Origin of the sequence: Dickeya lacustris, assembly GCF_029635795.1 — a bacterium.
GTDB lineage: Bacteria > Pseudomonadota > Gammaproteobacteria > Enterobacterales > Enterobacteriaceae > Dickeya > Dickeya lacustris.
On sequence record NZ_CP114280.1, the window covers coordinates 3,091,580 to 3,117,619 of the forward strand.

Here is a 26,040-nt window from a genome sequence, read left to right on the forward strand (position 1 = left end):
CTTGTCAGCGCATCCGGTTTCGTTCATAATGCTGCCCTCTTCGCGATGAAGTGTTTTAAATTACAGGAAAATCAAGTAGTTATCTGTAAATTAGCGAAGTAAACCAACGCAGTGTTATCTCTTTTGTTGGCAGGTTTAAGAAAAACCTCAGCAATAAGATGCCTTAAATGCGGGAATAGCTCAGTTGGTAGAGCACGACCTTGCCAAGGTCGGGGTCGCGAGTTCGAGTCTCGTTTCCCGCTCCAGTTTTCTTCTTCTCTCTTGTTGTCTTTTTAGCCAGTTTGTCATGGCGATTTACATTTTCCTAAACAGACTTATCCACAGCTCTGGAACAGGATATTCGCTTGACAATACCCGCTGTTGTTAATTCGCCGTAATTTCAACTTATTGAAATTAGAAGATAATTTTATGATAAAAAACGCTATCAGGATCACTTGTACTTTTTGTGATGCTTGATTGACAACGTTTTTTTTAAATTATCCACAGCCAAATGGGGTAATCGCGCGCTCTTGCTGCGAATGGGAAAAGTCTCAGGCATCACGCGGTAAACCCTTTTCAACGGCGCGCACGAGGCGTTTCTTTTGTGCTGGCTGCACGTCAAGTGCGTGTTGTTCGCGCCGTGCCTGCTGTTGCGCTATCGCCCAGTGAATATGTTCGTCAAGCAGGGCGCTTTCGCCGAGCCGGGCTTGCAGCGCCAGTACAATTTGTGCGTCATACGGCGCATTGCCCAGCGCCACGGCGATATTGCGTAGCCAGCGCTGATGGCCGATACGGCGAATGGCCGAACCTTCGGTAATGCGTAGGAAGTGAGCTTCATCCCAACGGAATAATGTCAATAATTCAGGGGCATGTAATGCCGCGCGTGGGCTGAAGTCGGGCTCATCGGTTAACGATGAAAAGCGGTTCCAGGGGCAAATAAGCTGGCAGTCATCGCAGCCGTAAATGCGATTGCCCATCAAGGGGCGTAATGCTTCGGGAATGGCGCCTTCAAGCTCAATGGTCAGATAGGAAATGCAGCGTCGGGCATCAATGGTATAAGGCTCGACAATTGCACCGGTCGGGCAGGTGGTCATGCACGCGACACACTTGCCGCACTGTTCTGCAACGGGTTGATCAACGGGCAAGGGCAAATCTATCAGCAATTCACCCAAAAAAAACCAGGAGCCCGCGTCGCGGCTTAATATCAGTGAGTGCTTGCCAACCCAACCAAGCCCGGCTTTAGCGGCTAATGGCCGCTCCATTATGGGGGCTGAGTCAACAAACGGGCGAAATTGCAATGCGCCGCAGTGTTCTGCTATCTGTTCACCTAACTTTTTCAGCCGTTGACGCAGTAACTTGTGGTAATCACGTCCCAGCGCATAGCGGCTGACATAACCGAGGTGCGGGTTTTTCAAGGTACTGGCAAAGGCGGCTTTGGCTGGCAGGTAATTCATGCGTACGCTGATAACCCGCAAGGTGCCGGGCAGCAGCTCATGCGGGCGGGCGCGCATCATGCCGTGGCGAGCCATCCATGCCATCTCACCGTGATACTGTTTATCGAGCCAGGCTTGCAGGCGCGGTTCTTCATGGGATAAGTCGGTATCGCAAATACCGACATGCTGGAAACCCAGTTCCTGCCCCCACTGTTTGATATGTAGCGCGAGTTCGTCGAGATCGAAGGGATAAGTCATGGTGAATCATCTGGCAGCAAGATAGGGCGGAATTTTACCATACCGTCATGCGGGCGTGTGCCGCCTGTGGCGACAATGCCTGTCCCTTGCTAACGTGCATGCTATCGTTGTACATACCGCAGAGAAACCATGTGTCAGAACACGCCTATGTCTCAGAACATGCATTTACCTCACAATACCCCGCCTGTTGCGCATATTGATGGCGTGACGGTAGCGCCGATGCGCCCCGGCAGCTTACCTGAAGCCGTTTTTCCCTCGGAGTGGATACGCCGTGAGGAGAGTCGGGCCGCGCAGGAAAGCGGTACGTCATTGGACGGGCTCATGCAGCGAGCCGGGGAAGCGGCATTCAACCTGGTGCGTGAGTTGTATCCGACGGCGCGCCATTGGCTGATTTTATGCGGGCACGGTAACAATGGCGGCGACGGTTATGTCGTGGCGCGGCTGGCTAAAGCGGCGGGCATTACCGTAACGCTGGTTTCCTGTATCGGCGATCGTCCATTGCCGCCTCAGGCGCAGCGGGCGTATCAGGCATGGCGGGCATCGGGCGGCGAGGTACTGATAGCTGACGCCGCCTGGCCGCAAACGGTGGATGTGATTATTGATGCACTGCTTGGCAGCGGGCTGACCCACGCGCCGCGTGCGCCTTATGATGCGCTGATAGCCGCAGCGAATCGTCATCCGGCACCGGTGATTGCGCTGGATGTTCCTTCCGGGCTGAATGCACAGACCGGCGCGTGTGGCGGCGAGGTGATTGTGGCGTCGCATACGCTGACGTTTATTGCGCTCAAACCGGGCTTGCTGACAGGCAATGCGCGCAATGTGGTGGGGCAGTGTCATTATCATGCGCTGGGGCTTGCGGCGTGGCTCTCTTTGCAATCTGCGCCAATACACCGGTTTGATGCGTTTTCGTTGCCGATGTGGTTGAAACCACGGCGCGCGACAGCACATAAAGGCGACCATGGCCGATTGCTGCTCATCGGCGGCGATGAAGGCACCGGCGGCGCGATTTTCATGGCTGGAGAGGCCGCATTACGTAGCGGCGCGGGTTTAGTGCGGGTGCTTACTCACCGCACCTATCTGGCGGCGCTTCTGGTGGCGCGCCCTGAATTGATGGTGCAGGCGTTAAGCGCCGAGACATTGCATCAGGGCCTTGAATGGGCCGATGTGGTCGTGATTGGGCCGGGGCTTGGCCTGCGAGAGTGGGGGAAAAACGCACTGCGCGAGGTAGAAAATTGTAACAAACCAATGTTATGGGACGCGGATGCGCTCAACTTGCTGGCAATCAGCCCGCATAAACGTCAGAATCGCGTGCTAACGCCCCATCCCGGTGAGGCGGCTCGTCTGCTGAATTGCCGCATTGCCGAGGTAGAAAGTGACCGCTTACTTGCGGCACAACGGCTGGTAAAACGCTACGGCGGTATCGTGGTGTTAAAAGGTGCCGGTACGGTATTAGCCAGCGCTGACGGCGAAATGGCGATTGCGGATGTCGGCAACCCCGGTATGGCCAGCGGCGGTATGGGCGATGTGCTGTCAGGCATGATTGGCGCGATGCTGGCGCAGGGGCTGCCGATGTATGACGCCGCATGCGCCGGCTGCGTCGCCCACGGTGCCGCCGCTGATGAGCTGGCGCGCATACGCGGTACCCGAGGCATGCTGGCGACCGATCTGATGGCGGTATTAGCGAAATATGTCAATCCTGAGCAGATATCTTTAGAAAAGACACAATGAAAACGCTTTTGTTACCTTTGCCCGATGAGGCAGCCACCGTCGCGCTGGGCGCGGCATTAGCCACGGCTTGTGATAAAGCCACCACGATTTATCTTTTCGGCGATCTGGGCGCAGGTAAAACCACGTTGAGCCGAGGTTTTTTGCATGCGCTTGGCCATCAGGGCAACGTAAAAAGCCCGACGTATACACTGGTTGAGCCTTACGCATTATTGCCACGGCCAGTGTATCACTTTGATCTTTATCGTCTGGCTGACCCTGAAGAACTTGAGTTTATGGGCATCCGTGATTATTTGTCACAGGATGCGATTTGTCTTATCGAATGGCCGGAGCAAGGCGCTGGCGTGTTGCCACAGGCCGATGTTGAATTGCGCCTGGACTATCAGGGCGGCGGACGCCAGGCCAGCGTTTGTGCCCGTACTGCTCTGGGCGAGACCATTGTAACGGCGCTGGCAGAGCGCATGCGGTCATGATGGCGCGGCTGATTCACACCGTCTTGCTTGGGCTGTTGCTGCTGGCCTCGCCGCTGTGGGCCAGTAACCTGACGGATATTCAGGTGAATAACGCCGCAGGTGATGCCGTAGTCACGCTAAGTTTCAGCGGGCCGCCGGTATATGAGTATGCGCTGGCAACTAATCCGAGCCGGGTGACGATTGATATCAACCAGTCTGGCGCGATGAAAGGGCTACCGCTGACATTTAACGGCCAGAACCTGATTGCCCGCATTCGAACCAGCCCGACCAACGATCGGAAAAGCCTGCGATTGGTGCTGGAGTTGACGCAAAAAGCGCAGGTTCGGGCGGTAAAAGAGAGCAATCGCGCAATTTTTACGCTCACGGCTGAACGCAAGCCGCCCCCGGCAAAACCGGTATCGTCTCCCACGCAACCGGCGGTTCAGGCAGGGCGTAACCCGATGTTATCTCAGGCCTCTTCTGCGTCTCCTGCCTCCGGGGTAGCAAACCGAGCCGCCGGGCGGATCAACGGTGAGAGAATTACGGTGGCGATCGACGCCGGTCACGGTGGTCAGGACCCTGGTGCGATTGGCCCTGGCGGACTACACGAAAAAACGGTGACTATCGCTATCGCCCGTAAATTGCGCGCCATGATGAGCAGCGATCCGGCATTTAAGCCGGTGCTTACCCGCGATGGCGATTACTTTATTTCCGTGATGGGGCGCTCTGAGGTTGCGCGCAAGCAAGGGGCGAATCTGCTGGTCTCGATTCATGCCGATGCCGCGCCAAACCGGGGTGCAACGGGCGCGTCGGTTTGGGTGTTGTCGAATCGGCGGGCGAACAGTGAAATGGCCGGTTGGCTGGAGCAGCATGAAAAGCAGTCTGAGTTACTGGGCGGCGCGGGTGATCTGTTAGCCAATAGCGCGGCTGACCCTTATCTTAGCCAGGCGGTGCTGGATCTGCAGTTTGGTCATTCACAGCGCGTCGGGTATGACGTTGCGGTAAAAGTATTGCGTGAATTACAGCGCGTGGGGAGTTTGCACAAACGCAGGCCAGAGCATGCCAGTCTGGGGGTTCTGCGCTCACCGGATATTCCATCTTTACTGGTGGAAACCGGGTTTATTTCTAATCCAAGCGAGGAGCGGCTGCTGGGCAGCAGTGAGTATCAGGAGAAAATTGCCAATGCCATTTATCAGGGATTGCGCAGTTATTTCCAGACTCATCCGTTACAAAACGTCCCAAAGCAGGAAAACCGTCCGCTTCATACGCAGACGGTGAAAAACACAGCGGCTGAGTCAAACCGCCACACATCAGCGGCCTCTGCCGCAGCCGGGAGCACGCGCCATACGGTTGTCAGCGGCGAGACGCTCTCTGGTATTGCGGCGCGCTATGGCGTCAGTATGGCGGTGATTCGCGAGATGAATCATCTAAAGAAAGATGTTGTATGGGTCGGCCAGCGCTTGAAAATTCCCTCGGGTGTGACACAAACGGCCAACCGTTCTGCAACGCCGGGGGGCGTCGCGGTAACGCCCCCGGCGGCTAAACAGCCATCGGCCAAAATCTCCCCTTCGAAGGCAACATCCACGGCAGCGGCGCAAAAATCGCCTCCTTTAAAAGAGGCAACGGTGAGAAAACACAAAGTGGTGCAGGGCGATACACTGAGCGCCATTGCCAGTCGTTATCGGGTGAGTATGAAAGCCATCCAGCAAGTGAATAATATGTCTACCGGTACTGTGCAGTTAGGACAGACGCTGATTATCCCTTCTGCCTGAAACCCAAGTGGGTGAAATGAGGAGAGCCATGCCGATTCAGGTGCTGCCACCCCAGTTAGCCAACCAGATAGCCGCCGGTGAAGTGGTGGAAAGACCGGCTTCTGTGGTGAAAGAACTCGTGGAAAACAGTCTCGATGCCGGGGCAACGCGCATCGATATTGAAATTGAGCGCGGCGGCGCCAGGCTCATTCGCATTCGTGATAACGGGTGTGGTATTGGCAAAGAGGAGCTGGCGCTGGCGCTGTCACGCCATGCGACCAGTAAAATCGCCACGCTGGATGACCTGGAAGCCATCGTGAGCCTGGGATTCCGGGGCGAAGCGCTGGCCAGTATCAGCTCAGTCTCCCGGCTGACTTTAACGTCACGCACTGAGGCCCAGAGCGAAGCCTGGCAGGCTTACGCGGAAGGCCGTGATATGGCTGTCACCGTCAAACCGGCGGCTCATCCGGTGGGGACAACGCTTGAAGTGCTGGATTTGTTTTATAACACCCCGGCGCGCCGTAAATTTCTGCGCACGGAGAAAACCGAATTCATGCACATCGATGAAGTGGTGCGGCGCATCGCGCTGGCACGTTTCGATGTGGCTATCACCTTGCATCATAACGGGAAAATTATCCGGCAATACCGTGCGGTGACGGAAGCCGGGCCGCGTGAGAAACGCCTTGGCAGCATCTGCGGTGCGGCCTTTTTACAGCACGCGCTAGCCCTTTCCTGGCAGCATGGCGATTTAAATATTCATGGCTGGGTGGCCGACCCGGCGGGGTCTCGCCAGTTGCCTGAGATGCAATATTGCTATGTTAACCAGCGTATGATGCGCGATCGCCTGATTAATCATGCCATCCGACAGGCTTATCAGGAGCAATTGCAGGGCGAACAGCAGCCAGCCTATGTACTGTATCTGGATGTCGATCCTCATCAAGTGGATGTCAATGTGCATCCGGCCAAGCATGAAGTTCGTTTTCATCAGGCCCGTCTGGTGCATGACTTCATCTATCAGGCGGTGATGAGCGTTCTGCAACAGGCAGCATCGCCAACGCATGATATGGCGGCGGCATCCGTCCCTTCACCCACGCCATGGCAGCAGGAGAATCGCCCGGCTGCGGGTGATAATCACTTTGCCCGACCGGCACCCTCGCGCGGCGATGAGTCCCCGACGGAGCCCGCCGCCCGTTCTCCCTCAGCAGCGCCGCGTGCGCGTGCCGGTCACTATGGCGAGGGATACCAGAAAAAGCAGGGGGAGGTATACCAGCGATTGTTACATCCTGAACCTGTAACGCCGCGTTCGGCCCAGGAAGCGCCCCCCGCGCCATCGCTCGCGCCGACAACACGGCGGCAGGTCGATACGGCGCATGCGCATCAGGTGCAGGATAGGGATACACCGCTGGAAAGCCACACGCTGGGGCTTGGACGAGTCTTGATGATCTGCCCACCCAGTTATGCGCTGGTGGAGTATCATCAACGTGTGGCGCTGTTATCACTGACAGTGGCGCAGCGCTATTTATGGCAAGCGCAACTGACCCCGACGGAACAGGAAGGGTTACGGCCACAGCCGTTGCTTATTCCCCAGCGCCTGATGCTGACTGACGACGAACGCGCGGTTTTACAGCAGCATCAGCCCTTGCTGGCTCGTATGGGGATTGAGGTTGAGGTGGCCGCCGCACACGTTACGTTGCGGGCAGTACCTTTACCATTGAGACAACAAAATTTACAAAACTTGATCTCTGAACTGTTAGGCTATCTCACTGATTCTCATGATGTGATGCCCGCTGCGCTGGCAGCGTGGATGGCCAGGCAGTTAGGCGGTGAGCGTGATAACTGGACGCAGGCACAGGCGATACAACTGCTGGCAGAGGTAGAGCGATTGTGCCCGGAATGCGTTAAGTCACCGCCATCAGAATTGTTACAGATGATGGATATTGAGGCCGCCATCAAGGCGTTAAAACATGAGTGAGTTTGCAACAGCACATCAGCATTCGGGCACATCATCGTATCCTCCGGCCATTTTTATTATGGGGCCGACGGCGTCGGGGAAAACGGCGCTGGCAATGGCGCTCTGCGCGCACTTGCCGGTTGAGATAATCAGCGTTGATTCAGCGCTGATTTATCGCGGAATGGATATTGGTACGGCGAAACCAAGCCCGGATGAACTGGCCCGTACCCCGCATCGATTGATCGATATTCTTGATCCGGCCCAGGCGTATTCAGCAGCGGATTTCCGCCGTGATGCGCTAGAGGCCATGGCAGAGATTACCGCCGCCGGACGCATCCCGTTATTGGTCGGCGGCACCATGTTGTATTTTAAGGCGCTGTTGGAAGGGTTGTCGCCACTGCCGCCTGCGGATGCGCAGGTACGCCAGGAAATTGAAGAGCGTTCGCGTGTTGAGGGATGGGAGGCGCTACATCGCCAGTTGAGTGTTATCGATCCCGTTGCGGCTGCTCGGATTCATCCAAATGATCCACAGAGACTGTCGCGAGCACTGGAAGTTTTTTTCGTTTCAGGTAACACTTTAACTGAGTTGACAAAGACATCCGGTGAAGCGTTACCCTACCGTGCTCATCAGTTTGCGATTGCACCTTCAAGCCGTGAACTGTTGCACGAGCGCATAGCGCTACGCTTTCAGTTGATGTTGGAAGCAGGTTTTGAAACCGAAGCCCGGGCATTATTCGCCCGATCTGATCTGCATCCTGCATTACCTTCTATCCGTTGTGTCGGATATCGCCAGATGTGGTCATATCTTTCTGGTGAGATAGATTACGATGAGATGGTGTATCGTGGTGTTTGCGCAACCCGGCAGTTGGCGAAACGTCAAATGACCTGGCTGCGCGGTTGGGAACAGGTTTGCTGGCTTGACAGCGATCGTCCCGAAGAGGCGTTACACAAGGTGATACAGGTTGTTGGTGCATAGAATGGACGATTGTGTACAATCATTTGCGTCTACAATTGACTGATTCTCGGCACAAAACTTTTATAACGTTATTTTAGGGCCGCGAGGCTCTTTGTTACAAACAACAAGCAAATAAGGAAAATATAGAATGGCTAAGGGGCAATCTTTGCAAGATCCGTTCTTGAACGCTCTGCGTCGCGAACGTGTTCCGGTTTCGATTTATTTAGTTAACGGTATCAAGTTGCAAGGTCAGATCGAGTCTTTCGATCAGTTTGTGATCCTGCTGAAGAACACGGTCAGCCAGATGGTATACAAACACGCCATTTCCACGGTAGTGCCGTCACGTCCGGTGTCTCATCACAGTAATAATCCTGGTTCAAATAACTACCACTCCAATAACCAGTCTGCGTCGCAACAGCCGCAGCAGGAAAGTGATGACGCGGAATAACGCGTCTTTACCCGTCTACCACGGCGGAAAATGTGCTGACTACAGCTTTTTTCACCGCCGTGGTTGCTTCTATCTAAGAGGGCGTCCGGTTGTTTGACCGTTATGAAGCCGGTGAACAGGCCATATTAGTTCATATTTACTTTTCGCAAGAGAAAGATACTGAAGACTTGCTGGAGTTCGAATCTCTGGTTTCTTCAGCCGGAATTGAGGCGATGCAGGTGATTACCGGCAGTCGCAAGGCCCCGCACCCCAAATATTTTGTCGGCGAAGGCAAGGCGGAAGAGATTGCTGCTGCCGTGAAAGCGACAGGGGCTTTCGTCGTTCTGTTTGATCACGCATTAACACCTGCTCAAGAGCGCAACTTAGAACGGCTGTGTGAATGCCGGGTTATCGATCGTACCGGCCTGATTTTAGATATTTTTGCTCAACGGGCACGCACCCATGAGGGGAAATTGCAGGTTGAGCTGGCGCAATTGCGCCATCTGGCGACACGCCTGGTACGCGGCTGGACTCACCTTGAGCGCCAGAAAGGCGGGATCGGCTTACGTGGCCCAGGTGAAACACAGTTGGAAACAGACCGACGTCTGTTACGCAATCGCATTAGTCAGATTTTGTCTCGACTTGAGCGGGTCGAGAAGCAGCGTGAGCAAGGGCGACGCGCCCGAACGCGAGCCGATGTACCGACGGTGTCATTGGTTGGGTATACCAATGCCGGTAAGTCTACCCTGTTTAATCACATGACATCGGCGCAGGTGTATGCAGCGGATCAGCTGTTTGCCACATTAGATCCAACCTTACGGCGTATCGATGTCGATGACGTTGGCGATGTGGTCTTGGCCGATACCGTTGGTTTTATTCGTCAACTGCCGCACGATTTGGTCGCTGCGTTCAAAGCGACATTACAGGAGACGCGAGAAGCGTCGCTGTTACTGCATGTGGTCGATGCTTCAGATGCGCGTGTTGACGAAAATATCGATGCAGTAAACGAAGTGCTCTGTGAAATTGAAGCGGATGATATCCCGTTTCTCTTCATTATGAATAAGATCGATAGACTTGAGCATTTCGAGCCCCGTATTGACAGGGATGAAGAGAATCGGCCTGTCAGAGTCTGGCTTTCCGCGCAGACCGGGGAAGGCATCCCGTTGTTATTTCAGGCGCTGACGGAGCGACTCTCTGGCGAGATAGCCCAGTATTCCTTGCATCTGCCGGTGCAGGCCGGGCGGTTGCGAAGCCGTTTTTATCAGCTTCAGGCAATAGAAAAAGAGTGGATTGAAGAAGACGGCAGCGTAGGGTTGATAGTCAGAATGCCGATTATCGACTGGCGGCGTCTGTGTAAGCAGGAACGAGAATTACAGGATTATATTGTCTGAGTAACACAGACGTCTCATGACTCTGGGACATTGACCCCGAAAAATACCTATCATAATGAATGGAGCTAAACATGGCGTGGAATCAGCCCGGTAACAACGGACAGGACCGCGACCCGTGGGGGAGCAGCAATAACAATAGCGGCAACTCTGGCGGAAACAATAAAGGCGGACGAGATCAGGGGCCGCCTGATCTTGATGATATATTCCGTAAATTAAGCAAAAAGCTCGGTGATCTGGGTGGAAAATCGTCAGGGTCTGGCACTCAAAGCAGTAACGGCAACACCAGCCGTATTGCCGGATTGGTGGTCGCAGCGGCGCTGGTTGTGTGGGGTGTCAGCGGTTTTTATACCATCAAAGAAGCAGAGCGTGGCGTCGTTACCCGGTTTGGCAAGTTCAGTCATTTGGTCGGCCCAGGGCTTAACTGGAAGCCCACCTTTGTCGATTCGGTGCGAGCGGTGAACGTTGAGTCGGTGCGCGAGCTGGCGACATCGGGCGTCATGCTGACCTCTGATGAAAATGTGGTGCGGGTTGAAATGAACGTGCAGTATCGTGTCACCCAGCCAGATAAGTACCTGTTTAGCGTGACCAACGCAGACGATAGCCTGCGTCAGGCCACGGACAGCGCGCTGCGTGGTGTGATTGGTAAATACACCATGGATAAAATCCTGACCGAAGGACGTACCATTGTGCGTACCGATACCCAGCGCGTGCTGGAGGAAACGGTGCGCCCTTACGATATGGGTATCACGTTGTTGGACGTTAACTTCCAGACGGCGCGTCCGCCTGAAGAAGTCAAAGCCGCGTTTGATGATGCAATTGCCGCGCGTGAGAACGAGCAGCAGTATATTCGTGAAGCCGAGGCGTATGCGAACGAAGTTCAGCCGCGCGCCAATGGTCAGGCCCAACGTATTCTGGAAGAGTCGCGTGCGTATAAAGATCGTACCATTCTGGAAGCTCAGGGTGAGGTTTCCCGCTTCTCTCGGCTGTTGCCGGAATATAAAGCTGCGCCAGAGATTACCCGTGAGCGCCTGTACATCGAGACGATGGAGCGAGTATTGAGCCACACCAGCAAAGTGCTGGTCAGTGATAAGAGTAATAACCTGATGGTGTTACCGTTGGATCAACTGATGCGTGGCCAAAGCGCAAGCACTCCGTCTGGCAGTAACGGTGCCACTGCGCCACAGGCTCCATTACGTTTACCGGCCGTATCCGGTAATACGGGGGCCAGCTATACGCCGCGCACGACTGGTGCGAATGGCGGCATTATGGAGCAGCGCCGCGCCAATGCGCAGCGTGATGAGATAATCCGCGTAGGGAGAGAATAATCAATGCGTAAGTCAGTCCTCTTTATTCTTATCCCGATACTGCTGTTGGTGTATGCCTCGTTATTTGTGGTGCAGGAAGGCCAGCGTGGCATCGTGATGCGTTTTGGCAAAGTGTTGCGCGACGATGAGAATAAACCGTTGGTTTATTTACCTGGTCTGCACATGAAGGTTCCATTCATGGAATCCGTTAAAATGCTCGATGCCCGTATTCAGACGATGGAAAATCAGGCCGATCGCTTCATCACCAAAGAGCAGAAAGACCTGATTGTCGATTCGTACATCAAATGGCGTATCAGCGATTTTAGCCGTTACTATCTGGCGACCGGCGGTGGTGATGTGTCGCAAGCGGAAGTGCTGCTGAAACGTAAATTCAGTGACCGCCTGCGCTCGGAAATTGGCCGTCTGGATGTGAAAGGTATTGTGACCGACTCGCGCGGGCAATTGATGTCTGATGTACGCGAAGCGTTGAACAACGGTACGGGTGAAACAACGGAAGCGGACAATGCCATCGCGTCTGCGGCCGCCCGCGTTGCACGTGAAACCAATACGGACGCTGCTCGCCTGAATCCGAACAGTATGGCGGCGCTCGGTATTGAAGTGATTGATGTGCGTATCAAGCAGATTAACCTGCCGACAGAAGTCTCCGATGCTATTTACCAGCGTATGCGCGCAGAGCGTGAAGCGGTTGCTCGTCGTCATCGTTCACAGGGTCAGGAGCAGGCGGAGAAGATAAAAGCCGCAGCCGATTATGAAGTGACGCGCACGTTAGCAGAAGCGGAGCGTCAGGGGCGTATGTTACGCGGTGAAGGTGATGCGGAGTCAGCCAAGCTTTTTGCGGCTGCCTTTAGTCAAGACCCCGATTTTTATGGGTTTATCCGCAGCCTGCGTGCTTATGAAAACAGCTTTAATAACATGAATCAGGATGTGCTGGTGTTGAGCCCTGATAGTGATTTCTTCCGGTACATGAAGTTGCCGGAAAAAACGCTCTCTTCGCGTTAACCGCACATTCACTGCGTTTATTGCCACTATAAAGCCCGTATCGACGGGCTTTTTTCTGTCTGGAGTCTTTGTATGAGTGCGAGTATTTGGCTGGCGTTAGGGTTGGTACTCATTATTGAGGGGTTAGGGCCCTTACTGTTTCCACGCCTCTGGCGGCGTATGATCCTGACGATGGCTCAACTCCCCGACAATATTTTACGCCGCTTTGGTGGGGCAATTGTGGTTGCTGGCTGTGTTATCTACTACATGTTGCGTAGCCGAATGAATGGCTGAAATTTTCATCAAGAAATGTGCGCAAACGTGTGCTAAAACTACTGAAAGCGAAAAGATGAGATGGTAGAATCCTTTTTTAACCAATCTGGTGATTCTTGAGATGGGTAAGAACGTCGTCGTACTGGGCACCCAATGGGGTGACGAAGGTAAAGGCAAGGTCGTAGACCTGCTGACTGAACGGGCCAAATATGTTGTGCGCTACCAGGGTGGTCACAACGCTGGTCATACGCTGGTTATCAACGGTGAAAAAACCGTTCTTCATTTAATTCCCTCCGGTATTCTTCGCGAGAATGTAGTGAGCATCATCGGTAACGGTGTGGTGCTGGCACCGGATGCGCTGATGAAAGAGATGACTGCACTGGAAGCGCGTGGCGTGCCGGTGCGTGAGCGTCTGTTGCTTTCTGAGGCTTGTCCGCTGATTCTCCCGTATCATGTCGCACTGGATAACGCACGAGAAAAAGCGCGCGGTGCCAAAGCGATTGGTACCACCGGGCGTGGTATCGGCCCTGCTTATGAAGACAAAGTGGCTCGCCGTGGTTTGCGCGTGGGCGATCTGTTTGATCGCGAGACTTTCGCCGTCAAACTGAAAGAAATCATGGAATACCATAACTTCCAACTGGTGCAGTATTACAAAACTGAACCTGTGGATTACCAAAAAACGCTGGACGATGTACTGGCGGTTGCCGACATCCTGACGGCAATGGTGGTGGATGTTTCTGATCTTCTGCACAAAGCGCATCAGCGTGGCGACTTCGTCATGTTTGAAGGCGCACAGGGCACCTTGCTGGATATCGACCACGGTACTTATCCGTATGTCACCTCGTCCAACACTACCGCAGGTGGTGTCGCGACCGGTTCAGGGTTAGGCCCACGTTATGTGGATTACGTGCTGGGTATCGTCAAAGCGTACTCAACGCGTGTCGGTGCGGGCCCGTTCCCGACTGAGCTGTTTGATGATGTTGGTGAGCATCTGTCACATAAAGGTAATGAGTTTGGCGCAACTACCGGGCGTCGCCGCCGTACCGGCTGGCTGGATGCGGTAGCCGTACGTCGTGCCGTACAGATTAACTCATTATCGGGTTTCTGCCTGACCAAGCTGGATGTGCTTGATGGCCTGAACGAAGTGAAAATTTGCGTTGGCTATCGTATGCCTGATGGCAACGAAGTTGACGTGACGCCGCTGGCGGCTGATGGCTGGGAAGGTATCGAGCCAATTTATGAGACCCTGCCGGGCTGGTCTGAGAGCACCTTTGGTGTAAAAGAGTACAGCAAGCTGCCGCAGGCTGCGCTCAACTACATCAAACGTATTGAGGAAGTGACCGGTGTGCCGGTAGACATCATTTCCACCGGGCCTGATCGTGAAGAAACCATGATCCTGCGCGACCCCTTTGACGCGTGAGTTTGACGATGTCGAGATGAAAAAGGACGGGCTTGCCCCGTCCTTTTTGCTATTACCGGTTTTAACAGGGGCAAGGTTGATGGTTGATTATGCTGTGAAAAAAGTTCATTGCCCCTTGAGCTAATCTTCCTTGAACCAATCCTCTTTGAACCAATTCTTCTTGAACCGTGCCCCATTGAGCCAATGATTTTAAACCGGCTTATGCAGTGCGGCTTCTTTGGCTTGTAGCGTCTCCAGCAGTTTATTGTGGATATCGCCAAAGCCGCCATTGCTCATCACCAGAATATGATCGCCCGGCTGTGCGGTCTTGGCTATCATCTCAACCAGTGTATCGAGGTCAGCGCTCCACCAGGCCGGCTGAACACAAGCCTCAGCCACTTCTGCTACCAGCCAGGGAATATGCGCAGGCTGGAACAGGAATACGCCATCTGCGCGCCCCAGCGCCGGTGCTAACTCGTTTTTGCAATGGCCCATTTTCATGGTGTTGGAGCGCGGCTCCAGTACCGCCAGAATACGCGCGGTGCCGCCGACTTTGCTACGTAACGCAGCAAGTGTCGCAAGGATAGCCGTTGGGTGATGTGCAAAATCATCGTACACGCTGACGCCGTGCGCCGTACCGCGTAATTCCAGCCGCCGACGTGCGTTGATAAAACCACCCAGCGCCTGACACGCTTGTGCCGGGGGAACACCGACATGCCGTGCGGCGGCTATCGCCATCAGGCCATTGTGCATGTTGTGCTCGCCGACCACACTCCAGTTAACCTCACCGACGAGTTGGTCATTGAGGTAGACCTGAAATACGCTGGCATCAGCAGTGACTTTCTTCGCTTTCCAGATACCCTCTTCGCCGACCAGCTCCTGCTCGCTCCAGCAGCCCATGCCAATCACCTGCTTGAGATGGGCGTCGTGGGAAGGGACAATAATGCGACCTTTGCCCGGCACCAGACGTACCAAATGGTGGAACTGTTTCTGAATCGCTTTAAGGTCGTCAAAAATATCCGCGTGATCGAATTCCAGATTGTTCAGAATTAGCGTGCGTGGGCTGTAGTGGACGAATTTGGAGCGTTTGTCGAAGAAAGCGCAGTCGTATTCGTCTGCTTCAACAACGAAGAAAGGGCTATCGCCGAGGCGAGCCGAAACCGTGAAATTACCGGGTACTCCGCCTATCACGAAGCCGGGCTGATAGCCGCACGCTTCCAAAATCCATGTCACCATGCCTGCAGTCGTGGTCTTACCATGTGTTCCGGCAACCGCGATGACCCAACGCTCACGCAATACGTGATCGTGCAGCCACTGTGGGCCGGACACATAGGGAATATTTTGCTCCAGCACCGCTTCGACGCAAGGGTTGCCACGGGTCATGGCATTACCGATGATAACCAGATCGGGCGCAGGGTTGAGTTGCGCGGGGTCATAGCCCTGAATAAGGGTTATCCCTTGCTCTTCCAGTAAGGTACTCATCGGCGGATAGACATTGGCATCCGAACCTGTTACCTGGTGTCCCTGTGAGCGAGCCAGCAGCGCCAGTCCCCCCATGAAGGTGCCACAGATTCCTAAAATATGAATACGCATACATTTTCCATCTATATTCAGAGAGTCTGCTGCCCATTCTAACGCCTGGAATACGTCATAAGAAATGGATTTGCTAGGTCTCGCTTTCTGTTTGGGCTACACTGCAAACGCAAACGCTGGCGGTACAAAACTGAAACCGCTTTTCATTCGTAGATTCTGGAATAGTGTTATGAAAACGTTAGGCGAATTTATCGTCGAAAAACAGCACGATTTCTCTCACGCGACCGGTGAGCTGACTGCGCTGCTGTCGGCCATCAAACTGGGTGCGAAGATTATCCACCGTGACATTAACAAAGCTGGTCTGGTGGACATTCTGGGCACCAGCGGTGTGTCCAACGTTCAGGGCGAAGTACAGATGAAGCTTGATCTGTATGCCAATGAAAAGCTCAAGGCGGCACTGAAGGCGCGTGGTGATGTGGCCGGTATTGCCTCTGAGGAAGAAGATGAAATTGTCATCTTTGACGGCGAGCGCGCTGAAAACGCCAAATATGTGGTGCTGATGGACCCACTGGATGGTTCTTCCAACATTGATGTTAACGTCTCCGTTGGAACCATTTTTTCTATCTATCGCCGAATTACTCCGCTGGGTACGCCGGTACGCGAAGAGGATTTTCTGCAGCCGGGTAGTCAACAGGTTGCCGCTGGTTATATCGTTTACGGCTCTTCCACGATGCTGGTGTACACCACCGGGCATGGCGTACACGCTTTTACCTATGATCCGTCGCTTGGCGTCTTTTGCCTGTCTCATGAGCGCGTTCGTTTCCCGGAAAAAGGCAGCATGTACTCCATCAACGAGGGGAACTACATTAAATTCCCGCAGGGTGTGAAGAAGTACCTGAAATACTGCCAGGAACAGGACGAAGCCACACAGCGCCCGTATACCACGCGCTATATTGGTTCTCTGGTGGCGGATTTCCATCGTAACCTGCTCAAAGGCGGCATTTATCTCTATCCGAGCACGGCCAGCTATCCTGAAGGGAAACTGCGTTTGCTATACGAATGTAACCCGATGGCGTTTCTGGCAGAGCAGGCGGGCGGTAAAGCCAGTGATGGTAAGAACCGTATTTTGGATATTACTCCGCAGAAACTGCATCAGCGTGCGCCGTTCTTTGTCGGCAATACCTCAATGGTCGAAGACCTGGAAGGGTTCCTGCGCGACTATCCCGACGCATAAAAGCGCGTTAAATCTGGTCAGGGCTTGTGTTAGGCAGCCCTGACAATTCCAGCGTGTGGCGTCAGCCTTGAACACGGCTGTGGGCGAGCGGTGTGGCGAAAGTCACCCTAATCCCGCGTTAATCGTCGCTGTCAGATGATGGGCCAGCGCTCTGCTGCTCAAACCAGCTTTCCAGAATAATCACTGCGGATGCGGCATCGACGCTGCCTTTATCCAGCGCCCGAAAGCCACCGCGATCGAACAAATCAGCCCGAGCCTCTACTGTGCTAAGGCGCTCGTCATGTAACGCCACCGCGATACCAAAACGGCCATGCAGACGCTGTGAAAATTTGCGCGCTCTGGCGGTAATCGGCTGCTCTGTCCCATCCATATTCAGCGGCAGGCCGACCACCACCAGTGCCGGTTGCCACTCTTTAAGCAGCTTGTCGATTTTCTGCCAGTCGGGAATACCGTCTTGCGCTTTGAGCGAGGTGAGGGGACGGGCGGTGCCGGTAACTTCCTGTCCGATAGCGACGCCGATACTGCGGGTACCAAAATCAAAGGCGAGCAGAGTACGGTTTCCCATCAGGCATGCCCCGCTTCGGTAGCAATATTGTGAATATCCACCCCCAGTTTTTTCGCGGCCGCCCGCCAGCGCTCGGCAATCGGCGTGTGGAACAAAATGTGTGCATCTGCGGGGACGGTGAGCCAGGCATTGTCGAGCAATTCGCTCTCCAGTTGACCCGCTTCCCAGGCCGAATAGCCCAGTGCGACCAGCGTATTGGCGGGCTGAGTTGCCGTGCCCAATGTTTCCAGCACATCTTTGGAGGTGGTTATCATGGTGTCATCAGAAATACTGATGCTGGAGGCAAACCCTTCGTAAGGGGTGTGCAGGATAAATCCCCGATCGTCAGCCAACGGGCCGCCGGAGAAAACCGGCTTGTCGAGACGAATGGCGCTGTCCCTTGGCGTGGGGGATATCTTCAGTTTTTCCAGAATATTTTCGACAGTGAACTGTTCCATCGGCTTATTAATGATAAGTCCCATCGCGCCGTCTTCATTGTGCTCACAGAGGTAAATCACGGCGCGCCGGAATACTGAGTCCTGCAAAGAGGGCATCGCAATCAGAAAATGGTGCTGTAAATTCATTGTCTTGGTTATCACTTTGCTGTCGAAGTGGAAAGGCCGGTTCCCGTCACTTGACTCAGGAACCGGAGTGCACCCGCGCGTGCGATAGGTTTAACGCTGTGCCAGCCGTCGCTCAATCGCATCCATCAGCATGCCGGTAATCGATATGTCCGGGTAGGCGGCTTCGATTTCGCGCACACAGGTCGGGCTGGTGACGTTAATTTCGGTCAACCGGTCGCCAATGATATCCAACCCGACGAAAATCAGCCCTTTTTGTTTCAATACCGGTGCAACCGTGCGGGCGATTTGCCAGTCGCTTTCACTCAACGGGCGCGCTTCACCACGTCCACCCGCTGCCAGGTTGCCACGCGTTTCGCCGCTTTTCGGTATGCGAGCCAGACAGTAAGGCACCGGTTCGCCATCCACCACCAGCACGCGCTTGTCGCCGTCTTTGATAGCGGGCAGGTAGTTCTGGGCCATACAGTAACGGCTGCCGTGTTCGGTAAGTGTTTCGATAATGACTGAAACGTTGGCATCTTCCGGCTTCAGGCGGAAAATGGATGCGCCGCCCATGCCGTCGAGCGGTTTTAGGATCACATCGCTATGGTGCTGATGAAACGCCCGTAAGCGCTCGGCGCTGCGTGTCACCAGGGTGTCTGGCGTCAGGTCGGCAAACCAGGCGGTGAACAATTTCTCGTTACAGTCACGCAGACTCTGTGGTTTGTTGACGATGAGCGTGCCTTTCTCTTCGGCGCGCTCAAGAATATAGGTTGCGTAGATAAATTCGGTATCAAACGGCGGGTCTTTACGCATCAGCACCACATCGAGCTCGTGCAGGGCGATGTCCTGCGTATCGCCGAAGGTATACCAATCGCTGTAGTCGTGCTGAACACTGAGCGTGCGGGTAGTGGCGCGCGCTTGCCCGGCGTGCAGGTAGAGATCGCCCATTTCCATATAGTGCAGCTCAAAACCACGACGCTGGGCTTCCAGCAACATCGCAAAACTGGTGTCTTTCTTGATATTGATGGATGCAATCGGGTCCATCACGATGCCAAGCTTAATCATTGTTCTCTCCTTTATCCCAGATCGCCAAACCGCACCTGTAATGCGGTAATGGCGGTGAGCGCAGTGGTTTCAGTACGCAGTACACGCGGCCCGAGCAGAATATCGGTAAACCCGTGTCTGGCAGTCATGGCAATTTCATCTGCTGAAAGCCCGCCTTCAGGCCCAATCAACAACCGGATTCGTGACAGCGGTAACGGCAGCGTATTGATGCTGTGTTGCGCCCGTGGGTGCAGATTCAGTTTTAATGCGTCATCGTCCTGCGCGCACCAGCTTTCCAGCGTTTGTGCGGCACGAATTTCCGGCAGACGGTTTCTGCCGCACTGTTCACAGGCAGCAATGGCAATTTTTTGCCACTGCTGAATTTTTTTCTCCAGCCGGTCGGCATCCAGCTTGACGCCGCAGCGTTCGGAAAACAGTGGGGTAATAATATTGACGCCCAGTTCGATGGATTTCTGGATGGTGAATTCCATTTTTTCGCCGCGAGACATCACCTGACCGAGATGCAGGTGCAACGGTGATTCCCGGTTTTCCTCTCTGCCCGTGGCATAGCGCACGCGCACAGCTTTCTTTTCCACCTGCACTATCTGTGCGTCAAACACGTGATTACTGCCATCGAATAGCTGTAATGACTGGCCTGCGGTCATTCGCAGAACCCGACCTACATGATTGGCGGCATCGTCGCTCAGGTTTGTCTCTCCCCCTTGAGCTGCAAGCGTCTCAGGGTGAAAAATGCGCGGTATTCGCATGAATTGTTTGGCCTTAACCTCATCTGGGTTCAATGGGCGCGATAGCCCTACAGGTCGCGGCCGCCGTGTTTGACAGCGGCGAAGCGTACTCAGTGATACAGGAATCAAGCCGTTATAGTAGGGAGCCCGGCTATGGCTGGCAAGCCTGTTGCACATACGGGTTATGGTTGCCCTGTACAGCGGCGATACGCGACTCGCGGGTGCATTCCCAGCGTGTTACCGGGTACTGTTTATCCCAGGCCTCAAATAGCTGGGTTTGCTGGCGTGACAGGTTTAACTGGTAGCGATCCCGCATATAAAAATAGGTACGGGCAATTGCGCCACGCGCCCGTTCAGGCGGTTCGGCGAGCTGATTTTTAAAGTCAATTTTCATTTCGCACTGCCCATATTGGCGCTCGCCGCCGTTCCACTGGCTGTACATGAAATTACCGCGATCGCCGTTCACCTCGCCGATAGCGGGTTGCAGGTTGTGCAAGTCGGTTTCCAGTTGGCGGTAAACCTCGTCTTTGGTGCAGTTTTTGCGCCCGCCGTCTTGCCAGCATTGACGCTGATGGCCAAATTGCCAGGCCGGAACGACATGTTCCCATTCGATGCGGCTGGCGCGGTTAGCATCTTTACGCACCTGATAACCGCAAGAAGCCAGATTCGGTACCCCTTTTTTGCCCTGCCAGTCTATCTTGCAGCCACAATAAAACGAACCGGGCGCATCCTGATGGATCTTGGCGGCCGCTGCCTTGGCCTGGGTAAAGTTATTGATGTCCTGAGCGATGGCAGTCAGAGAGCTCAGGCCCGCGCTGAACGCAGCGACAATCACAACATTGCGAAGCATATTCCAGTATTCCAGCGAAGTGAAAAACGGCAGCGTACCTGAAGAATGGCGTATAGGCCAAGCTAAAAAAAGCAGCATGAAATGCTGAAATTATCTTCAGAAAAGGGCTTGTGACTAGCTGGTGTGCTGCTGTCTTGCTGATGGCAGCCATGATGTCACGGTGAGGCGTTCTGCTCGGTCAGCGCTTGCAAGCGGCTACCGCAGTGGCGGCAGCGGTATTCTGCTTCACCGCGCACAACACGGTTATGGCGACGCAATGTGAGCTGATGCTGTCTACAGGCGCATTGGTAGTGGAACGTTTGACCTTGTACCGATGCAACGGCAAAGCGATGCGTACGATGCGCAGGCGTATTCAGGACGGTTTCCATCATCCAGCGCCATTCTTTACCATGCGGCGCGGTTTTGCCAAAACGGGCATACACCAGCAGATGCGCCAGCTCGTGTGGTACCACTTCATCAACAAACGCCTGTTGATTCTCTTGCAGCAATACCGGATTGAGGCGAATTTCCCACTGTTTTAGCCAGGCGCTACCGGCGATGGCACCACGCTGTTGATAATTGATCGCGGGTTCAGGGTAGTGTTGGCCTAAATGTTCATTGGCCTGGCGGAGTTTTTCTCGCAGGCAGTGCATGACGGATTGGTGCAGGGCTATCGGGAGTCGTAACGAGCGGTTCATGTTGGCAGCTTACGGCCTTGGTGGTTGCGATGCAATCATTGCCCACCGCTAAACATCGCGCAATAAAAAAACGGTGAAGCCAGGCCTCACCGTTTTTTAGTGCCTTGGGAAACGGCAAATTATTTCAGACCGGCAGCCTCACGCAGTTTTTCTGCCACGTCAGTTTTTTCCCACGGGAATTCTTCACGGCCAAAGTGACCGTAAGCGGCGGTCTTCTGGTAGATCGGATGCAGCAAGTCCAGCATCTGAATCAAACCGTAAGGACGCAGATCGAAGAACTGACGAACCAGATCAACCAAGCGATCGCTGGAGACTTTCTCCGTACCGAAGGTTTCCACCATGATGGAGGTCGGTTCCGCCACGCCAATCGCGTAAGACACCTGAATTTCACAGCGATCGGCCAGGCCCGCAGCGACAATATTTTTCGCCACATAGCGAGCGGCGTAAGCGGCAGAGCGATCCACTTTTGACGGGTCTTTACCAGAGAATGCGCCACCGCCGTGACGCGCTGCGCCGCCGTAAGTATCAACGATGATTTTACGCCCGGTCAGGCCGCAGTCACCCATTGGCCCGCCGATGACAAAACGGCCAGTCGGGTTGATGAAATATTTGGTATTGGCAGAGAGCCATTCAGACGGCAGCACCGGCTTGATTATCTCTTCCATCACCGCTTCCTGAAGCTCTTTCTGGGCGATGGATTCTGAATGCTGGGTAGACAGCACCACGGCATCAATACCGACGATTTTGCCATTGTCATAGGCGAACGTAACCTGACTTTTCGCATCCGGGCGCAGCCACGGCAGGGTGCCGTTTTTGCGCACTTCAGACTGGCGCTGCACCAGACGGTGCGCGTAAGTGATAGGCGCAGGCATCAGTACGTCAGTTTCATTGGTAGCATAGCCGAACATCAAGCCCTGATCGCCTGCACCTTGCTCCAGCGGATCTTTACGGTCAACACCTTGATTAATATCTGGAGATTGCTTGCCGATGGCGCTTAATACGGCACAAGAGTTCGCATCAAAGCCCATTTCGGAATTGACGTAGCCAATATCACGCACGGTGCGGCGTGTGATCTCTTCGATATCCACCCAGGCACTGGTGGTTATCTCACCACCGACTAACACCATGCCGGTTTTTACGTAAGTTTCGCAGGCAACGCGTGCTTTGGGGTCTTGCTCCAGAATCGCGTCAAGGACGGCATCAGAAATCTGGTCAGCGATTTTATCAGGATGTCCTTCGGAGACCGATTCGGACGTAAAAAGGTGTTTAGCCATGAGTTTCTTTACCTTATAAGCTAAAGCCGTTTAAGCAATGTATCCCGCTCTTCCTCAGATTGCCGCCGCACAGCGTGATAAATCAGGCCGAACGCGATAGCGCTCTCTTTTCAGAACGCTGGCAACGTGAATCACTGGGGGAGATACCATTAATCAGTATGGATGGATTAACATCTGGACGGCTATTCTAGGTTACACGTTGGCCCCTTGCCAGCAGTTTTTGTACCCAAACGGCCCATTGTTAATAGGTATAGGCCGTTTTTCTTGCAATGACAGGGTTTTTTACTATTTTCATTTTGCTTTTCCGGGGAGGGATAGGTATAAACGGCGGGCGGTTTTGTTGTCCGTCACCCGGGGTTGCTTCACACTGGCGATGAGCGGTTTTTTATCCTGAAAAACTGCTATGTTTTGCTATAAAACGTGTGTGAAAACCGGGATGGTGTTACGCGGTTTTTCTGATGATTTTCGTGATAGCCTGACCGCATTCTGCGGCGAGCGTGGAGGTGATAGGATTAATGATCCGTTGTTTATTGAGTGAGTTGCGCCCGCTGCGCTTTCCTTCTGACGCCTCGACGTCACTGACTCAATCCTTTGAATCCTTTGCGCTATTTGCCCGAAGTTGCCTGTCCCGCAGCGCAACGCAGGACTCCCGAGCTGGCTAACCTGCTTTTTTCTCTGCACCAATGAATGCGTTTGGCGTTCTTCTGGTGGTGTTTTCCCTGGTTTTTACCGACCCGAACCTCGGAGTCTGACATCGTGTTTTACACTAATAAGAGTCATAAAACGGCGGCATACTATGGCCTGCCGGTTGTTTCGCTATCGGCTTTCTGCGCCATCGCGGCGCGGCAGGTATCTGTTGCGGGAAAAAATGTGATTATTCATCAAGAAGTGCTAGAGGGGAGTCGCCATGTCTGACGATATGATTCAACCGTACTCGTCAGTGGCGGGTAAACACGATCATCTGCGCTCCATGCAGGAGGTTGCCATGAATGACCGCGATGCCAGTGAAATGCTGCGCACTTATAATATCGCCTGGTGGGGCAATAATTATTATGACGTCAACGAGTTGGGGCATATCAGCGTCTGTCCTGACCCGGATGTACCGCAAGCCCGCGTTGATCTCGCCAAGCTGGTGAAGGCTCGTCAGCAGGATAATCAACGCCTGCCCGCGCTGTTTTGTTTCCCACAGATTCTGCAACACCGCCTGCGCTCCATCAATGCGGCGTTTAAACGCGCGCGCGAGTCTTTCGGTTATGAAGGCGGTTATTTTCTGGTTTATCCCATCAAAGTTAACCAACATCGCCGCGTGATTGAGTCGCTAATCAATTCCGGCGAGCCGCTGGGCCTGGAAGCCGGTTCTAAAGCCGAGCTGATGGCGGTACTCGGCCATGCCGGAATGACGCGCTCGGTGATTGTGTGTAACGGCTATAAAGACCGCGAATATATCCGTCTGGCGCTGATTGGTGAAAAGCTCGGCCACAAGGTGTATCTGGTCATCGAGAAGATGTCCGAAATTAAACTGGTGCTGGAAGAAGCAGAGCGCCTTAATGTGGTGCCTCGTCTGGGCGTGCGTGCGCGTTTGGCCTCGCAAGGCTCGGGTAAATGGCAGTCAAGCGGCGGTGAAAAATCCAAGTTTGGCCTGGCGGCAACCCAGGTGCTGCAACTGGTAGAACTGCTACGCAGTGCCAACCGTCTGGATTGCCTGCAATTGCTGCATTTCCATCTTGGTTCCCAATTGGCCAATATTCGCGATATCGCCACCGGCGTACGTGAGTCGGCGCGTTTTTATGTTGAGCTGCATAAGCTTGGCGTCAATATTCAGTGCTTTGATGTCGGCGGTGGCCTTGGCGTCGATTATGAAGGGACGCGCTCGCAGTCAGACTGCTCGGTCAACTATGGCCTGAACGAATACGCCAATAACGTGATTTGGGGCATTGGCGATGCCTGTAATGAGTACGGCCTGCCGCATCCGACGGTTATCACGGAGTCCGGGCGTGCAGTGACGGCTCACCACACCGTTTTGGTCTCGAATATTATTGGTGTTGAGCGTAATGAGTTCAGCGAGCCCACGCAGCCGGATGCCGATGCTCCGCGTGCGCTGGAAAGCTTATGGGATACCTGGCAGGAAATTCAGGAGCCGGGCAACCGCCGTTCACTGCGTGAGTGGCTGCACGACAGCCAGATGGACTTGAACGATATCCACACGCAGTATACCCACGGTATGCTGGATTTAACCCAGCGCGCGCAGGCCGAGCAGCTGTATCTGAATATTTGTCAGCGCCTGCAACAGCAACTTGACCCGAGTAACCGCGCCCATCGGCCGATTATCGACGAGCTGCAAGAGCGTATGGCGGACAAGCTGTATGTGAATTTCTCACTGTTCCAGTCAATGCCGGATGCCTGGGGGATTGACCAGCTTTTCCCGGTGCTGCCGTTAGAAGGGTTAGACAAACCGCCGCAGCGCCGCGCGGTGCTGCTTGATATCACCTGTGATTCCGATGGTGCCATCGATCACTATGTGGATGGCGATGGCGTGGCAACCACGATGCCTATGCCGCCTTATGACCCGGAAAATCCGCCGCTGCTGGGCTTTTTCATGGTGGGGGCGTATCAGGAAATCCTCGGCAACATGCACAATCTGTTTGGTGATACGTCAACGGTGGATGTGTTTGTGTTCCAGGATGGCACGGTTGAGATTGAAGAGTCTGATGAAGGTAACACGGTAGCCGACATGCTGGAGTACGTTCAGCTTGACCCGAGCGTGCTGATGTCGCGTTTTCGTGACCAGGTGAAAGAGACCGATCTGCCCCCAGAGTTGCAAACGCAATTCATGCAGGAGTTCGAAACCGGTCTTTATGGCTACACCTACCTGGAAGATGAAGAGTAAAACCGGGTAACAGAATAAAAAGGTTGAGTACCGTGGTACTCAACCTTTTTTTGTTATCAGCGTTAAACCACTTCCTTGAGAGGTGGTGATTATTTAATGAGAGTGGGCATGAACGCCGCTGTTAGCCGGTGGTTTTGGCCGCTGGCGTGCATTTTATGCGAAGCCGCTATACTGCATCAGGCTGTGTGGGCGCGTTCGGTTAACACGCTGGCTGAAAGCGGCTAACACCGTTGAGACATGTACGGTTGAAAAACGTGCGTAATCGTTGAAAATCGACGTGTATGGCTGAGTCCCAAAGCCGTGACAGCGGAAGCGGCAGAGGCAATCCGATTGTGGGGTTTATGGCGCGTGCTCATTGCGGGCTGCGCTTTTTATGTTTCTTATGACAGGA

General features: G+C 54.1%; 23 protein-coding genes and 1 tRNA gene. 15 read left to right on the forward strand and 9 right to left on the reverse strand.

All coding sequences use genetic code 11. The features are described 5' to 3' along the window. The first annotated feature begins 169 nt into the window (after window positions 1-169). Window positions 170-245: transfer RNA gene (locus tag O1Q98_RS14070), tRNA-Gly, on the forward strand. Between the two features lie 285 nt (window positions 246-530). On the opposite strand, the gene queG is transcribed toward O1Q98_RS14070, so the two are convergent. Then, window positions 531-1,670, reverse strand: coding sequence for a tRNA epoxyqueuosine(34) reductase QueG (gene queG / locus O1Q98_RS14075; protein WP_125260758.1), 1,140 nt, complete (start codon window positions 1,668-1,670; stop codon window positions 531-533). Window positions 1,671-1,889: 219 nt separating this feature from the next. On the opposite strand from queG, the gene nnr reads away from it, so the two are divergent. The 11 genes from nnr (at window position 1,890) to O1Q98_RS14130 (ending at window position 14,318) form a co-directional block, all read left to right on the forward strand. Then, window positions 1,890-3,398: a bifunctional ADP-dependent NAD(P)H-hydrate dehydratase/NAD(P)H-hydrate epimerase gene (gene nnr, locus O1Q98_RS14080; protein ID WP_125260824.1), complete on the forward strand. Its 1,509-nt coding sequence runs from the start codon at window positions 1,890-1,892 to the stop codon at window positions 3,396-3,398. After that, window positions 3,395-3,868 (forward strand): tRNA (adenosine(37)-N6)-threonylcarbamoyltransferase complex ATPase subunit type 1 TsaE, encoded by a 474-nt coding sequence (gene tsaE / locus O1Q98_RS14085; RefSeq protein ID WP_125260757.1) that lies wholly within the window; start codon window positions 3,395-3,397, stop codon window positions 3,866-3,868. The genes nnr and tsaE overlap by 4 nt, the downstream gene beginning before the upstream one ends. Continuing rightward, window positions 3,865-5,619 carry an N-acetylmuramoyl-L-alanine amidase AmiB gene (gene amiB / locus O1Q98_RS14090; RefSeq protein WP_125260756.1) on the forward strand — a complete coding sequence of 585 codons (1,755 nt, stop codon included), beginning with the start codon at window positions 3,865-3,867 and terminating at the stop codon, window positions 5,617-5,619. Before tsaE ends, amiB begins: the two co-directional genes overlap by 4 nt. Window positions 5,620-5,647: 28 nt before the next feature. Continuing rightward, entirely contained in the window at window positions 5,648-7,570 is a 1,923-nt protein-coding gene (gene mutL / locus O1Q98_RS14095) for a DNA mismatch repair endonuclease MutL (protein ID WP_125260755.1), read from the forward strand. Beyond that, window positions 7,563-8,525, forward strand: coding sequence for a tRNA (adenosine(37)-N6)-dimethylallyltransferase MiaA (gene miaA / locus O1Q98_RS14100; protein WP_125260754.1), 963 nt, complete (start codon window positions 7,563-7,565; stop codon window positions 8,523-8,525). The genes mutL and miaA overlap by 8 nt, the downstream gene beginning before the upstream one ends. 127 nt (window positions 8,526-8,652) lie before the next feature. Beyond that, window positions 8,653-8,952, forward strand: coding sequence for an RNA chaperone Hfq (gene hfq, locus O1Q98_RS14105; protein WP_125260753.1), 300 nt, complete (start codon window positions 8,653-8,655; stop codon window positions 8,950-8,952). An 89-nt stretch (window positions 8,953-9,041) separates the two neighbouring features. Further along, window positions 9,042-10,322: a ribosome rescue GTPase HflX gene (gene hflX, locus O1Q98_RS14110; RefSeq protein ID WP_125260752.1), complete on the forward strand. Its 1,281-nt coding sequence runs from the start codon at window positions 9,042-9,044 to the stop codon at window positions 10,320-10,322. 71 nt (window positions 10,323-10,393) lie between these two features. Continuing rightward, the gene (hflK, locus tag O1Q98_RS14115; RefSeq protein WP_125260751.1) at window positions 10,394-11,647 is read left to right on the forward strand and encodes an FtsH protease activity modulator HflK; all 1,254 of its coding nucleotides are present in this window, start codon (window positions 10,394-10,396) and stop codon (window positions 11,645-11,647) included. A 3-nt stretch (window positions 11,648-11,650) separates the two neighbouring features. Then, complete coding sequence (gene hflC / locus O1Q98_RS14120; RefSeq protein ID WP_125260750.1) at window positions 11,651-12,646, forward strand: protease modulator HflC; 996 nt, start codon at window positions 11,651-11,653, stop codon at window positions 12,644-12,646. Between the two features lie 72 nt (window positions 12,647-12,718). Continuing rightward, window positions 12,719-12,919 (forward strand): DUF2065 domain-containing protein, encoded by a 201-nt coding sequence (locus O1Q98_RS14125; protein ID WP_125260749.1) that lies wholly within the window; start codon window positions 12,719-12,721, stop codon window positions 12,917-12,919. A gap of 100 nt (window positions 12,920-13,019) precedes the next feature. Further along, window positions 13,020-14,318 carry an adenylosuccinate synthase gene (locus tag O1Q98_RS14130; protein ID WP_125260748.1) on the forward strand — a complete coding sequence of 433 codons (1,299 nt, stop codon included), beginning with the start codon at window positions 13,020-13,022 and terminating at the stop codon, window positions 14,316-14,318. Between the two features lie 189 nt (window positions 14,319-14,507). Here the strand turns inward: O1Q98_RS14130 and mpl are convergent, their stop codons facing one another. Continuing rightward, window positions 14,508-15,890 (reverse strand): UDP-N-acetylmuramate:L-alanyl-gamma-D-glutamyl-meso-diaminopimelate ligase, encoded by a 1,383-nt coding sequence (gene mpl / locus O1Q98_RS14135; protein ID WP_125260747.1) that lies wholly within the window; start codon window positions 15,888-15,890, stop codon window positions 14,508-14,510. 169 nt (window positions 15,891-16,059) lie between these two features. Between mpl and fbp the strand changes: the two genes are divergently transcribed. Next, the gene (gene fbp, locus O1Q98_RS14140) at window positions 16,060-17,064 is read left to right on the forward strand and encodes a class 1 fructose-bisphosphatase (RefSeq protein ID WP_125260746.1); all 1,005 of its coding nucleotides are present in this window, start codon (window positions 16,060-16,062) and stop codon (window positions 17,062-17,064) included. Window positions 17,065-17,182: 118 nt separating this feature from the next. On the opposite strand, the gene ruvX is transcribed toward fbp, so the two are convergent. The 7 genes from ruvX to metK all read right to left on the reverse strand — a co-directional run bounded on the left by ruvX (window position 17,183) and on the right by metK (window position 22,762). Then, the gene (gene ruvX / locus O1Q98_RS14145; RefSeq protein ID WP_125260745.1) at window positions 17,183-17,629 is read right to left on the reverse strand and encodes a Holliday junction resolvase RuvX; all 447 of its coding nucleotides are present in this window, start codon (window positions 17,627-17,629) and stop codon (window positions 17,183-17,185) included. Further along, complete coding sequence (locus O1Q98_RS14150; RefSeq protein ID WP_125260744.1) at window positions 17,629-18,192, reverse strand: YqgE/AlgH family protein; 564 nt, start codon at window positions 18,190-18,192, stop codon at window positions 17,629-17,631. The genes ruvX and O1Q98_RS14150 overlap by 1 nt, the downstream gene beginning before the upstream one ends. A gap of 90 nt (window positions 18,193-18,282) precedes the next feature. Further along, on the reverse strand, window positions 18,283-19,236 hold the full coding sequence (gshB, locus tag O1Q98_RS14155) for a glutathione synthase (RefSeq protein WP_125260743.1): 954 nt from the start codon (window positions 19,234-19,236) through the stop codon (window positions 18,283-18,285). 11 nt (window positions 19,237-19,247) lie between these two features. Beyond that, entirely contained in the window at window positions 19,248-19,982 is a 735-nt protein-coding gene (gene rsmE, locus O1Q98_RS14160) for a 16S rRNA (uracil(1498)-N(3))-methyltransferase (RefSeq protein ID WP_125260742.1), read from the reverse strand. A gap of 130 nt (window positions 19,983-20,112) precedes the next feature. Further along, window positions 20,113-20,811, reverse strand: coding sequence for a deoxyribonuclease I (gene endA / locus O1Q98_RS14165; RefSeq protein ID WP_125260741.1), 699 nt, complete (start codon window positions 20,809-20,811; stop codon window positions 20,113-20,115). A 155-nt stretch (window positions 20,812-20,966) separates the two neighbouring features. After that, a complete protein-coding gene (locus tag O1Q98_RS14170) occupies window positions 20,967-21,488 on the reverse strand; it encodes a SprT family zinc-dependent metalloprotease (RefSeq protein ID WP_125260740.1) in 522 nt (173 codons plus the stop codon). A gap of 119 nt (window positions 21,489-21,607) precedes the next feature. Beyond that, window positions 21,608-22,762: a methionine adenosyltransferase gene (gene metK / locus O1Q98_RS14175; protein ID WP_125260739.1), complete on the reverse strand. Its 1,155-nt coding sequence runs from the start codon at window positions 22,760-22,762 to the stop codon at window positions 21,608-21,610. A gap of 756 nt (window positions 22,763-23,518) precedes the next feature. Between metK and O1Q98_RS14180 the strand changes: the two genes are divergently transcribed. Both O1Q98_RS14180 and speA read left to right on the forward strand, forming a co-directional pair. Then, complete coding sequence (locus O1Q98_RS14180; RefSeq protein WP_269975713.1) at window positions 23,519-23,677, forward strand: hypothetical protein; 159 nt, start codon at window positions 23,519-23,521, stop codon at window positions 23,675-23,677. After that, window positions 23,670-25,649, forward strand: coding sequence for a biosynthetic arginine decarboxylase (gene speA, locus O1Q98_RS14185; protein ID WP_125260738.1), 1,980 nt, complete (start codon window positions 23,670-23,672; stop codon window positions 25,647-25,649). The genes O1Q98_RS14180 and speA overlap by 8 nt, the downstream gene beginning before the upstream one ends. Window positions 25,650-26,040 lie beyond the last annotated feature (391 nt).

Excerpts from the sequence above, each read along its gene's own strand:
- hfq (WP_125260753.1), top strand. The coding sequence starts at position 8,653 with ATGGCTAAGGGGCAATCTTTGCAAGATCCGTTCTTGAACGCTCTGCGT.
- O1Q98_RS14170 (WP_125260740.1), bottom strand. The coding sequence starts at position 21,488 with ATGAACCGCTCGTTACGACTCCCGATAGCCCTGCACCAATCCGTCATG.
- amiB (WP_125260756.1), top strand. The coding sequence starts at position 3,865 with ATGATGGCGCGGCTGATTCACACCGTCTTGCTTGGGCTGTTGCTGCTG.
- hflK (WP_125260751.1), top strand. The coding sequence starts at position 10,394 with ATGGCGTGGAATCAGCCCGGTAACAACGGACAGGACCGCGACCCGTGG.
- queG (WP_125260758.1), bottom strand. The coding sequence starts at position 1,670 with ATGACTTATCCCTTCGATCTCGACGAACTCGCGCTACATATCAAACAG.
- gshB (WP_125260743.1), bottom strand. The coding sequence starts at position 19,236 with ATGATTAAGCTTGGCATCGTGATGGACCCGATTGCATCCATCAATATC.
- tsaE (WP_125260757.1), top strand. The coding sequence starts at position 3,395 with ATGAAAACGCTTTTGTTACCTTTGCCCGATGAGGCAGCCACCGTCGCG.
- O1Q98_RS14150 (WP_125260744.1), bottom strand. The coding sequence starts at position 18,192 with ATGAATTTACAGCACCATTTTCTGATTGCGATGCCCTCTTTGCAGGAC.
- miaA (WP_125260754.1), top strand. The coding sequence starts at position 7,563 with ATGAGTGAGTTTGCAACAGCACATCAGCATTCGGGCACATCATCGTAT.
- metK (WP_125260739.1), bottom strand. The coding sequence starts at position 22,762 with ATGGCTAAACACCTTTTTACGTCCGAATCGGTCTCCGAAGGACATCCT.
- hflC (WP_125260750.1), top strand. The coding sequence starts at position 11,651 with ATGCGTAAGTCAGTCCTCTTTATTCTTATCCCGATACTGCTGTTGGTG.
- speA (WP_125260738.1), top strand. The coding sequence starts at position 23,670 with ATGTCTGACGATATGATTCAACCGTACTCGTCAGTGGCGGGTAAACAC.
- O1Q98_RS14130 (WP_125260748.1), top strand. The coding sequence starts at position 13,020 with ATGGGTAAGAACGTCGTCGTACTGGGCACCCAATGGGGTGACGAAGGT.
- nnr (WP_125260824.1), top strand. The coding sequence starts at position 1,890 with ATGCGCCCCGGCAGCTTACCTGAAGCCGTTTTTCCCTCGGAGTGGATA.
- O1Q98_RS14125 (WP_125260749.1), top strand. The coding sequence starts at position 12,719 with ATGAGTGCGAGTATTTGGCTGGCGTTAGGGTTGGTACTCATTATTGAG.
- mutL (WP_125260755.1), top strand. The coding sequence starts at position 5,648 with ATGCCGATTCAGGTGCTGCCACCCCAGTTAGCCAACCAGATAGCCGCC.
- ruvX (WP_125260745.1), bottom strand. The coding sequence starts at position 17,629 with ATGGGAAACCGTACTCTGCTCGCCTTTGATTTTGGTACCCGCAGTATC.
- endA (WP_125260741.1), bottom strand. The coding sequence starts at position 20,811 with ATGCTTCGCAATGTTGTGATTGTCGCTGCGTTCAGCGCGGGCCTGAGC.
- rsmE (WP_125260742.1), bottom strand. The coding sequence starts at position 19,982 with ATGCGAATACCGCGCATTTTTCACCCTGAGACGCTTGCAGCTCAAGGG.
- mpl (WP_125260747.1), bottom strand. The coding sequence starts at position 15,890 with ATGCGTATTCATATTTTAGGAATCTGTGGCACCTTCATGGGGGGACTG.
- fbp (WP_125260746.1), top strand. The coding sequence starts at position 16,060 with ATGAAAACGTTAGGCGAATTTATCGTCGAAAAACAGCACGATTTCTCT.